The following is a 7,184-nucleotide window of genomic DNA, read 5'->3' as shown; positions in this document are numbered from 1 at the left end:
TTATAAAAGAGTGGTCCATAAGCAGGATCTGACGACTCCCGGCCAAGAAGAAACTGATTGGGCGGCCCATGCGGATGTGGAGATCGAGAAAAGTAATATTCTTTTAATCGGACCGACCGGCTCAGGAAAGACTTTGCTAGCCCGGACTATGGCCAAAATCCTCGATGTCCCTTTCTGTATCGCAGATGCGACGACATTAACCGAGGCGGGGTATGTCGGGGAAGATGTCGAGAATATCATCCTGCGTCTGCTCCAAGCCTCTGATTACGATGTGAAACGGGCCGAGATGGGTGTTATTTACATCGATGAAATCGATAAAATCGGGCGCAAATCCGATAGCGCATCGATTACTCGTGATGTTTCCGGGGAAGGTGTCCAGCAGGCTCTGCTGAAGATGCTTGAAGGAACGACCTGTAATGTCCCGCCGCAAGGTGGACGTAAACATCCCCATCAAGAGTATATCCAGGTGAATACAGAGAATATTCTTTTTATCTGCGGGGGAGCATTTGTGGGGTTGGATAAGATTATTAAACGTCGTGTGGGGAATACCACTATCGGGTTTGGCGACAAAAAAGAGGTATCTGCCGAAGTCCAAGACTCAGCATTGCTTTTACAGGTAGAGCCTGAAGATCTCATGTCCTTTGGAATGATTCCGGAATTCATCGGGCGTTTGCCCGTCAGTGCGGCATTGGCTCCTTTGACCGAGGAGGATTTAGTTTCGATATTGACCGAACCGAAAAATGCCCTGACGAAACAGTTTTCAAAGCTTTTTGCCATGGAAGGTGTCGCTCTGACTCTGACCAAAGACGCCATCCGTGCCCTTGCGCAAATTGCGCTGAAAAAAGGAACCGGCGCCCGCGCCCTACGTTCTGAAATCGAACGGATGATGCTTGACCTGATGTACGAGATACCTTCCCGTGAAGATGTGGCCGAAGTCACGATCAATCGGGCTGTCGTCGAAGGCAAGAAACTCCCGATTATCCGCAAAAAAGAAGCCAAAGATGCTGCGTAGTAGGAGGTGGATTCCCTTGTGAAAAGAGGTGTTTATATCTTCCGCGGTTCATGTGTCCAGACTAAACTATGGTTCTGACTGATGATTACTAAAATGTCCAAAGGGGGGGGGGAGCCGCTGGATGCATTCAAAGGACATCAGGGAATAGGTGCTTTAATCTTTTATTTTAATGGGGAAGAGAAAGTTTTTCACGAGGCCGCAAATTATCAATGATTTTTTTGGTGGAGAATTGATACGGGGGTGAAGATACTTGGATTATCTGGGAAATCTGTCATCGTATCGCCGTTAATCGCTGAAAAGTAAGTATGGACGCATTCATCATATTCTCATTTAAAGTTTTTTTTATCCTGTTTCTTGTACTCTTGAACGGGTTTTTTGTGGCTGCTGAGTTCGCCCTCGTCAAGGTCCGGAGCACGCAGCTAGATGACCTGACGAAAAAAGGAAACAAGACAGCGGCCTTTGCCCGTCATTTGGTGCATCACTTAGATGCGTATCTTTCCGCTACACAGCTCGGGATCACGATGACCAGTCTGGCTTTGGGATGGGTGGGGGAACCCCTCATTGCGGCGCAGCTGGCTCCGATATTCGAATACTTTGGATTACATGGAGATGAGAGTATCCAGTTTCTCACACTGACGATCCATGAGGGCCATTTGATTCACGGTTTATCTTTTGCGATCGCCTTTACGATTATCACCTTTTTACACATTGTATTTGGTGAACTCGCCCCGAAGTCATTGGCTCTCCAGAAATCACAGGAAGTGACCCTTTTTGTAGCTTATCCCCTTCACTTGTTTTATATTGTTTTTAAGCCATTTATTATTTTCCTGAATGGTACCGCAAATTTTTTCCTCAGGAAAGTGGGGATCGAACCCGCTGCCGAGGGGGGGCTGGCGCATTCTGCGGAAGAACTCAGGATTATCCTGAATGCATCGAGCAAGACCGAGGAGGTGAGTTCATTAGGTAAAGATTTGGCGACCCGGGCACTGGAATTTAAGGAGCGTGTCGTGCGTGACATTATGATCCCGCGTTCAAAGGTGACTTTCCTCAACCTTGAAAAGTCGATAGAGGATAATTTAGTGGCGGCCAAGCAGGCTCAACATTCACGTTTACCTCTGGTCAGAGGAACCTTTGACCAGATCGAGGGCCTGATTCTTTTTAAAGAGTTAATCATCCTCTGGGATGATTTTGCGGAAAAAGCCAATATTGAATTAATCAAGAGGGAGATCGATTTTGTGCCCGAGATGATGTCCTTGGAGAGACTCTTATCCCGATTCCAGTCACGTAAAACCCATCTTTTTGTGGTGGTGGATGAATTTGGGGCGACTGTGGGTATTGTGACTTTGGAAGATGTCTTGGAGGAATTAGTCGGGGATATCCAAGATGAATTCGACCAGGAGGAACCCCAGATTAAACAAACTTCGGAAGATGAGTTCGAGATTGAAGGGATGGCTCCCATCCATGACTTTGAGGAATTAACCGGGGCCAAGCTGGAAACCGAGGTCGTCTCCACTTTGGGAGGATATATCACCATGGAGCTAGGTCATTTGCCTCGTGTCGGAGAGCAGGTGAAGGTAGGCCCTTATCTCTGCACTGTCAAAAAGACCGATGGCAAACGTGTCCTGTCCGCCCACTTCCTCAAAATGCCCAAGTCCGAGCCTACGCAAAAAGAAGAGTCGCTGACAATACACGGGTAACAAGAGCCGAAGAGAGAAGAGACGGTTTATTTTCAACCACAGATGGGCACAGATTAACGCGGATTTATTTGGGAGTCCGCAAGCCAAGACTGTGGCTTCGTGTCCCCGGGACATGCCTCCGTGCACTATAGGATAGATAGACCCATATCCCTTTTAGAGGAGGAAATCGAGCTCGGCGGGGTATTGATTACATGGACGAAAAGAGTTCCTCGGTCTTTTCCCAAGAGATACAGGCATCCGTGATGGAGACACCGTATTGCAGGTCGTTGAGATTTTTCGGGATCGATTGGTTTCCGTGGTGCAAATTGCTCTCGAGCATGGCTCCGATGATGGAGGATTCCCCCGCAGCCCTCTGGTCGAGGATGGATTTCCAGACGAGTTCCTGGCGTTCAGGCAGTTTATTCGAGTTCCCGTGGCTGCAATCAATCATGATCGCTTCAGGAAGGCCGAGCTTTTTAAGTTTGGCTTTTGTTTCTTGAACGTGCTCTGGTGCGTAATTTTCTCCACGTGAGCCCCCGCGCAGGATCGGGTGGGTGAGTTCATTACCCTTTGTGCGGATCAGGCTAATGAGCCCTTGATCATTCACTCCGAGGAAACTGTGGGGTTGGAGGGAGGCTTTCATGGCATCAAGGGCGACCTGTAGGGAGCCATCCGTGCTATTTTTATAACCAACCGGCATCGATAGTCCGCTGGCCATTTCACGGTGGGACTGGCTTTCAGTCGTGCGGGCACCGATAGCCGCCCAGCTGACAAAATCGCCTAGGTATTGCGGGCTGATGGAATCAAGGAATTCTGTCGCGACGGGCAAACCCATTTCGGTAATGTCTTTGAGCAATTTGCGTGCAGTGCGCAGGCCTTTTTCAATATTACATGAGTCATCGAGGTCAGGATCATTAATCAGCCCTTTCCAGCCGGTGGTGGTCCGGGGCTTTTCAAAATAAACGCGCATGACGATTTCGGCTTTGAGAGCGACTTGATTGCGGAGTTTACTCAAGTGTCCGGCATACTCGAGGGCACTTTTAACATCATGGATGGAGCAAGGCCCGATAATAACCAGCAGCCGGGGGGCTTCCTTATGCATGATCCGGGCGATTGTTTCGCGGCCCTCAGTGACTGTCGCAAGGCATTTTTCAGTCAGAGGGATTTCACGGGCGAGGGTTTCGGGTGCGGAGACCTTTTCGATCGAACGCACTCTGACATTATGAATATTCCGTATTTCGGGTTTAGAAATTTCTGCGAGAGACATTTTTTAACCCTAATAGATTAAGATGATTAAATCAATGCTTCTTTATGTCATGGAAAAGGATGAAAAAATCAAAAAAACCCCTTGTCAGAGAGCGGGATGCATGCTTTTTTAGCGGAGCTTTAAGAAGGCTTTTATTTAATGCTAAATACCCCTGAAGAAAATAATTATCTGTCCAGCGGCTTTGATAAAATCAGCCGTGATTTGGATTTCCTCCTACAATGTCTCAAAGAAGTGATGGTCGAAATCGAGGACAGCGAGTTGGCAGAACACATTCCTTATCCGGACCAGAAGCCTAACCGGTACACTCCGGATCAAATCGGTAGATTGCCGAAACGGCTGGGACAGATTTATTCCATCTTTTTCCAGATTCTTAATATGGTCGAGGAAAATGCCTCCGCCCAGATCCGGCGACAGCGTGAAAGTGTGCTCGGTTTGGCCAGTGAATCCGGCTTATGGGCGAATCATATTGCCCGCCTTAAAAAACGGGGTTTTACGGAAGCGCAAATTGCTGAAGGGATTCGTCAGACGTCTGTCGAACCAGTTCTCACCGCCCATCCCACGGAAGCTAAACGTTCTACCGTGCTGGAACAGCACCGGGCTCTGTACCTTTTGATGGTGAAAAGAGAAAACCGGATGTGGACTCCAGCGGAACAGGAGTCGATCCGACAGGACGTGAAAATCGTGCTCGAACGCCTCTGGCGTACAGGCGAGATACTCGTGGCGAAACCCGATGTCGCTTCGGAACGCCGTTATGCCATGCACTATTTGCGCGAGGTATTCCCAAATGTCCTCGGGCTTTTGGATGAACGCCTGATTTATGCCTGGAAAGATGCTGGGTTTGATGCCCGTATTTTTCAATCACCGGAAAATTATCCGAAATTAAAATTTGGAACATGGATCGGGGGAGACCGCGACGGGCATGCACTGGTAACAGCAAAAGTCACCCAAGACACCCTCCGGGACTTAAGGTTAAATGCTTTTATTGTACTGGAGAGAATCCTAGGCAAATTTGCTTCGTGTCTAACCCTTTCGGATCTCGTCCAGAAAAGGCCTCTGCCCTTAATGCAGGCGATTTCCCGGTTACACGACCAGATTGGTGGGCTCGGCGACAGGATTATCAAGCTTTACCCGGATGAACCCTGGAAACAATTTGCCCTGATGATGAAGGAGAAGATTCCTTTGCTCCATGCCCATCACCATGATGATACGGAGCTTGTTGAGGGGGCGCGTTATTATCGTTATCCTCGGGAAATAAAGGCTGATTTGGATGTATTGGCTGACTCATTAATCGAGGTGGGCGCTAAAAATCTGGCCGTCTCCGAGGTGCTGCCGCTCGTGAGGCACTTGGATGTCTTTGGGTTCTACCTCGCGAGGCTGGATATCCGGCAGAATAGTGATTTTCATGATCAGGCCTTGAGCCAACTCATGGTGGCGGCGGGTCTCAAGGGGCAGGATTTTGCTGATTGGCCCGAGGAAGAGCGGTTGGAATTCCTAAATTCCGAGTTAAAGTCCAAACGCCCCTTTATTTTTAATGGTCAGAAGGCGGGGGATGAGGCTGATGCCGTGCTGGATTGTTACCGCGTGATGGCCCAGCATATCCAGAATTATGGAATAGAAGGGGTGGGTTCGCTCATTATCAGCATGACACGCAAATTATCCGATCTCCTGGTGGTATATATTCTTGCGCGTGAAGGTGGCCTGATGAAATGGGATGGGGATGGATTCCGTTGCCTCATGCCTGTGGTACCCCTTCTGGAGACAATCAAGGATCTGGAGCTGGGTGAATCCCTCCTGACTGATTTCCTCGAGCACCCGGTGACACGGAGGACTCTTAAATACCAGCATAGCCAAATCTCCGGTAGCCAGAGCAAATATCCGCTCCAACAGGTCATGGTGGGTTATAGCGATAGTAATAAAGATAGCGGGATTCTTTCCAGTCAATGGGCCTTGAATCAGGCGCAAGCGGCCATTAGCCGTGTCGGCCTGGAAAAAGGATTTCGAATCGAGTATTTCCATGGACGAGGAAATACCATCAGCCGTGGGGGAGGCCCGACCAGCCGTTTCTTGGAGGCGTTACCGGATGATACTTTGCAGTTTGATTTGCGCCTGACCGAACAAGGCGAGGCAATCGGGCAAAAATTTTCAAATTTCATCACAGCGACTTATAATTTAGAGGTTCTTTTGGCTGGGACGACGGGGGTTTCCACCGCCCAACATCATCTAGATATCAAAGACCCCCCTGCGGCGAAGGTTTTTGAGCAAATCGCCCATAGCAGCCGGACGGCATACCGGGAGCTTTTGGAAGCCCCTGACTTTATCGATTTCTACCGTGAAGCCACCCCGATCGACGTTCTGGAGGCCAGCCGGATCGGTTCCCGCCCCGCGCGCCGGACGGGTAAAAAGACACTACAGGATTTACGGGCGATTCCCTGGGTTTTTAGTTGGACCCAAGCGAGGTTTTATCTCCCGGGTTGGTACGGGATCGGGACGGCCTTGGAGCGACTGGAAAAAGATTCGCCTGGATCATTTTCTGAGCTGGTCGATGCATTAAAGTCTTGGGCTTTCCTGAAGTATGTGCTCGTGAATGTGGAGACGAATCTCGCCAGTGCTGATCTCGGGTTTATGAAGATTTATTCCGGGCTGGTCAATGATCCAAAGGTTCACCAATCGATTTTCCCGATGATCGAGGAGGAATACCTACGGTCACAAAAATATATCGTAAAGATTTTCGGTAAACCCATCGAGGAACGACGTCCGAGATTCTGGAAGACACTCCAGCTGCGGGCGGAACCCCTCCGTGTCCTCCATCTCCAGCAAGTCGGTCTCCTCCAGGCCTGGCGCAAATTGCTCGCTGATGGGATCGAGGATGAGGCTGAGATCATGCTCCCCGAGCTCCTGCTCTCAGTTAATGCTATCGCAAGCGGACTACGCACCACGGGTTAAGGCTGGCACCAAAGATCAAGGCGAGAGCGGGCGGGGGGGATCGAGAAGTGTTCCTCGTGCTCTACTCCCGGCGAAGCCGGATGAAACGATCTACACGGAAAGGAGCGTGTCCGATGGGAAGAGGAAAATCACCACGAAGATCATGAAAGGCACAAAGGAAGAAGCCTGTCGAACGAGTGTGTAGGGTAAACGGCCCGGCTGGCCATCTGGGGAGCAAATTGCACCACGAAGAAAAAGATGGAGGGACAATCTTCCGATTGTCCGGGGAGGGATTACCGATGTGTCG

4 protein-coding genes are annotated in these 7,184 nt (G+C 49.7%); 3 read left to right on the top strand and 1 reads right to left on the bottom strand.

Annotation, left to right across the window (positions count from 1 at the left end):
• Positions 1-1,012: ATP-dependent Clp protease ATP-binding subunit ClpX (clpX, locus tag SGI98_02550; GenBank protein MDZ4742284.1), on the top strand; the 1,012-nt coding region annotated here is incomplete at its 5' end.
• Between the two features lie 305 nt (positions 1,013-1,317).
• On the top strand, positions 1,318-2,709 hold the full coding sequence (locus tag SGI98_02545) for a hemolysin family protein (GenBank protein MDZ4742283.1): 1,392 nt from the start codon (positions 1,318-1,320) through the stop codon (positions 2,707-2,709).
• A gap of 187 nt (positions 2,710-2,896) precedes the next feature.
• On the opposite strand, the gene SGI98_02540 is transcribed toward SGI98_02545, so the two are convergent.
• Positions 2,897-3,955 (bottom strand): 3-deoxy-7-phosphoheptulonate synthase, encoded by a 1,059-nt coding sequence (locus tag SGI98_02540; GenBank protein ID MDZ4742282.1) that lies wholly within the window; start codon positions 3,953-3,955, stop codon positions 2,897-2,899.
• 138 nt (positions 3,956-4,093) lie between these two features.
• Between SGI98_02540 and SGI98_02535 the strand changes: the two genes are divergently transcribed.
• A complete protein-coding gene (locus SGI98_02535) occupies positions 4,094-6,898 on the top strand; it encodes a phosphoenolpyruvate carboxylase (protein ID MDZ4742281.1) in 2,805 nt (934 codons plus the stop codon).
• Positions 6,899-7,184 lie beyond the last annotated feature (286 nt).

The sequence above is a fragment of the Verrucomicrobiota bacterium genome (assembly GCA_034440155.1).
In the GTDB taxonomy this organism is placed as follows: Bacteria; Verrucomicrobiota; Verrucomicrobiia; order JAWXBN01; family JAWXBN01; genus JAWXBN01.
This window is presented reverse-complemented; position numbering and strand designations above follow the sequence as displayed.